The sequence below is a fragment of the Streptomyces sp. NPDC059455 genome (assembly GCF_042750115.1).
GTDB classification, from domain to species: Bacteria; Actinomycetota; Actinomycetes; order Streptomycetales; family Streptomycetaceae; genus Streptomyces; species Streptomyces endocoffeicus.
The window spans coordinates 1-3,519 of record NZ_JBHYVB010000249.1 but is presented as its reverse complement, the minus strand read 5'-3'; the positions used below and the strand labels follow the sequence as shown (position 1 = coordinate 3,519).

3 protein-coding genes are annotated in these 3,519 nt (G+C 71.3%); 2 read left to right on the top strand and 1 reads right to left on the bottom strand.

Annotated elements, in window-relative coordinates:
* On the bottom strand, window positions 1-1,493 hold a 1,493-nt coding region (locus tag ACFXB5_RS47125; RefSeq protein WP_385220481.1), incomplete at its 3' end, for an ATP-binding protein.
* A 612-nt stretch (window positions 1,494-2,105) separates the two neighbouring features.
* On the opposite strand from ACFXB5_RS47125, the gene ACFXB5_RS47120 reads away from it, so the two are divergent.
* Together ACFXB5_RS47120 and ACFXB5_RS47115 are read left to right on the top strand one after the other, a co-directional pair.
* Window positions 2,106-2,774 carry a TrkA family potassium uptake protein gene (locus ACFXB5_RS47120; protein ID WP_020867937.1) on the top strand — a complete coding sequence of 223 codons (669 nt, stop codon included), beginning with the start codon at window positions 2,106-2,108 and terminating at the stop codon, window positions 2,772-2,774.
* Complete coding sequence (locus ACFXB5_RS47115) at window positions 2,771-3,448, top strand: TrkA family potassium uptake protein (protein ID WP_064458559.1); 678 nt, start codon at window positions 2,771-2,773, stop codon at window positions 3,446-3,448. The genes ACFXB5_RS47120 and ACFXB5_RS47115 overlap by 4 nt, the downstream gene beginning before the upstream one ends.
* Window positions 3,449-3,519: the final 71 nt, after the last annotated feature.

Sequence of the window (3,519 nt, the reverse complement as noted above, 5' to 3'; positions counted from 1 at the left end):
GGATATGTGTATAAGCCACAGCTGACCGCGCCCGTGTCGGGGTCGCCGGCGCCGGTCTGCCCGGCGCCGGTGGTCCAGTCGCCGGACGGCGGGGTGGCGGCGGCCTCCCGGCGGCGGCGCTTGGGCAGACCGCCCGCCGTGGTGCCGTACACGCGGGTGCCCTCGCCGTCGGGGGACAGCTGGGGCGCCGGGGCGGGTGCCGGTTCCGGGGCGGGTGCCGCCGGGGCCGGTGCCGGAGGCTGGGCCTGGGCCTGGTGCGCGGCCGGGGCCTGGGCCTGGTGCGCGGCCGGGGCCTGGGCCTGGTGCGCGGCCGGGGCCTGGGCCTGGTGCGCGGCCGGGGCCTGGTGCGGGATCGGGGACGGATCCTGCGCCTGGGCCGGGACGGTCGGCGCGTGCGGCGCTCTCCTGGGGGGACGGGTCCGGCGGGAGGGCAGGGTGTGCAGCGGCTCGGCGCCCTCGGGGTCCTGCCCGGCGGTGCCCGGCCGATCGTCGGGGTCGACATGGGTGAGCAGCTCGGTCGGCAGGAACAGCACGGCGCGCACACCACCGTACGGGGACCGGGTGTCCACCGAGACGCTGAAGCCGTACCGCGCGGCCAGCAGGCCCACCACGGCGAAGCCGAACTGTGGCGGGTCGCCGAGCCGGGAGACGTCCACGGCGCGCTGGCCGGAGAGCAGGCTGGCGGCCCGCTGGACCTCCAGGCCGTCCATGCCCACACCGGCGTCGTCGATCACGATGCAGGCCCCGTTGTGCACCGGCTGGAGGCTGACCTCCACCGAGGTGTTGGGCTGCGAGTGGCGGGCGGCGTTGTCCAGCAGCTCGGCGACCGCGAGCACGGCGGGCTCCACGGCCCGGCTCACCACGGCGACGTCGATCAGGGCGTGCACCTGAACCCGCTGGTAGTCGCGGATGCGCGACTTGGCGCCGCGGACCACATCGGTCAGCGAGGAGGCCAGCCGCTGCCGGCCGGGCCAGGAGCCGCAGAGCACCGCGATGGCCTGGGCGCGCCGGCCGAACTGGGCGTTGGCGTGGTCGATCTCCAGCAGGTCCCGCAGCACATCGGGGTTGTCGTGCCGCTCCTGCATCTCGGAGATGGAGACCTGCTGTTCGTTGGCGAGCCCCTGGACGGCTCGCATGGACGCCTTGAGCGCCGCCTTGGCGGAGGCGTCGGCGCGCGTCTGCGCCTTGTCCACCGCCCGGGTGAACTGCTCCATGACGGCGTGCAGGCTCTGCGCGAAGGCCGTACCGGCCAGCTTCTCGTCGCGCAGGCCCGGCAGCGGGCCGGGCTGGCTCAGCGCGTCGGCGATCGAGGGGAGGCGTACGTCGACGAGGTGGTGCACCTCCTCGTCACGGGCGCGCAGGCTCTCCTCGAGCGTGGCGTTGCGCCTGCGGACTCCGGCGGTGATCTGCCGCTGGCGGATCAGAAGCACCAGGACGACGAGAAGCGCGGCGGCCAGACACCAGCTCACCGCCTCCGATATGTGATCAGTCATCAGGAACCTCGTGCAGGGGAAACGCGGGCGCGGAAGGAACGTTCAGAGCCCTGATGTCCCGTCCGGAAACGGAATACGACGATCATCTTAGCCATGTCGTGACCTAGCGTCCGACACCCGTGACAAAGTTCGAACCAGCGGGAATCACCGGGCATTTGTCATGTGGTTTCGGTGAAGATCCTGGATTTCAGACGAAGATGAAGGGTCGCGACCACCCGAGGAGCGCCGTAACCCGGGCCCACCGTAGTGGTCACGGCTGATCACCGACAGTCTTTTCACTCTCCATCCGCAACCGGAAATGATCGTTACCTCTTCCCTCCCGGCGTGTCCGCGATCATCTTCGGCCACCTCCCCTCATCACTGATCACCGTGGGAACTTTCGCGCTATGTCGTACGTCACCACCTTCGTTTCCGGACCCTCGCGCGCGGACGGGGGACCGGGCCGCCGGTACGGATACGGTGGGGACAGGTGCCACGGCGGCCGATTCCCGTCGTCCCCGGGCACCGGCATCGGGGTCCCGCCCCGCTGTCGCCCCGTAAGTCCTGGAAGGAAGATGTGAGCAGGGTGTTTGCGCAGGTCGGCACGGTCATCAGGAGTGCGGGGTAGGACGCATGCATATCGTGATCATGGGCTGTGGCCGGGTGGGCGCGGCCCTCGCCCAGACCCTGGAACAACAGGGGCACACGGTCGCGGTCGTCGACCAGGACCCCACCGCCTTCCGCCGCCTCGGCGCGGGCTTCGGCGGGCGCCGGGTGACCGGCGTCGGCTTCGACCAGGACACCCTGCGCGAGGCGGGCATCGAGGAGGCCGGGGCCTTCGCCGCGGTCAGCAGCGGCGACAACTCCAACATCATCGCGGCCCGGGTGGCCCGCGAGATGTTCGGCGTGGAGAACGTGGCGGCCCGGATCTACGACCCGCGCCGCGCCGAGGTCTACCAGCGCCTCGGCATCCCGACCGTGGCCACGGTGCGCTGGACGGCCGACCAGATGCTGCGGCGGCTGCTGCCGTCCGGCGCGGAGCCGCTGTGGCGGGACCCCAGTGGCGGGGTCCAGCTGGCCGAGGTGCACATCTCCCCCTCGTGGGTGGGCCACAAGGTCAGCACGCTCCAGGAGGAGACCGGGGTGCGGGTCGCGTTCCTCACCCGGCTCGGCGAGGCGATGCTGCCGACCTCCGGGACGGTGCTCCAGGAGGGCGATCTGGTGCATGTGATGATGCGCACCGACGAGGTCGAGAAGGTCGAGGCGGCCTTTGAAAAGGGTCCCGAGGAGGCCGGCCGATGAGGGTTGCCATTGCCGGTGCGGGCGCCGTGGGGCGTTCCATCGCGAGTGAGCTGCTGGAGAACGGGCACGAGGTGCTCCTCATCGACAAGGCGCCGACCGCCATCTCGGTGGAGCGGGTGCCGCAGGCCGAGTGGCTGCTGGCCGACGCGTGCGAGATCACCTCGCTGGACGAGGCCGCGCTGCAGCGCTGCAACGTGGTCATCGCGGCCACCGGTGACGACAAGGTCAACCTCGTCGTCTCGCTGCTCGCCAAGACCGAGTACGGGGTGCCACGGGTGGTCGCCCGGGTCAACAACCCCAAGAACGAGTGGCTGTTCAACGAGGCGTGGGGCGTCGATGTGGCCGTCTCCACCCCGCGTCTGATGTCGGCGCTGGTCGAGGAGGCGGTGAGCGTCGGCGATCTGGTGCGGCTGCTCCGCTTCAGCCACGGCGACGCCAACCTGGTGGAGCTGACGCTGCCGCCGGAGGCGGCGCTGGTGGGCACCCGGGTCGGCGATGTGGAGTGGCCCGAGGACACCACGCTGGTCACCATCATCCGCGGCACCCGGGTGCTGACCCCGAACAAGGACGATGTGCTGGAGGCCGGGGACGAGCTGCTGTTCGTCGCGGCGCAGGCGCGCGAGGAGCAGCTAGAGCAGCTGCTGTCCGTCCAGCGTCAGGACACCGCCGGTTAGACCGTGAACTCCCGCCCTGGGCTCCCCGCTCGGGTTCCCCAGGCGGGGGGTCTAAGTGGTGGGTTCAGTGG

Excerpts from the sequence above, each read along its gene's own strand:
- ACFXB5_RS47120 (WP_020867937.1), top strand. The coding sequence starts at position 2,106 with ATGCATATCGTGATCATGGGCTGTGGCCGGGTGGGCGCGGCCCTCGCC.
- ACFXB5_RS47115 (WP_064458559.1), top strand. The coding sequence starts at position 2,771 with ATGAGGGTTGCCATTGCCGGTGCGGGCGCCGTGGGGCGTTCCATCGCG.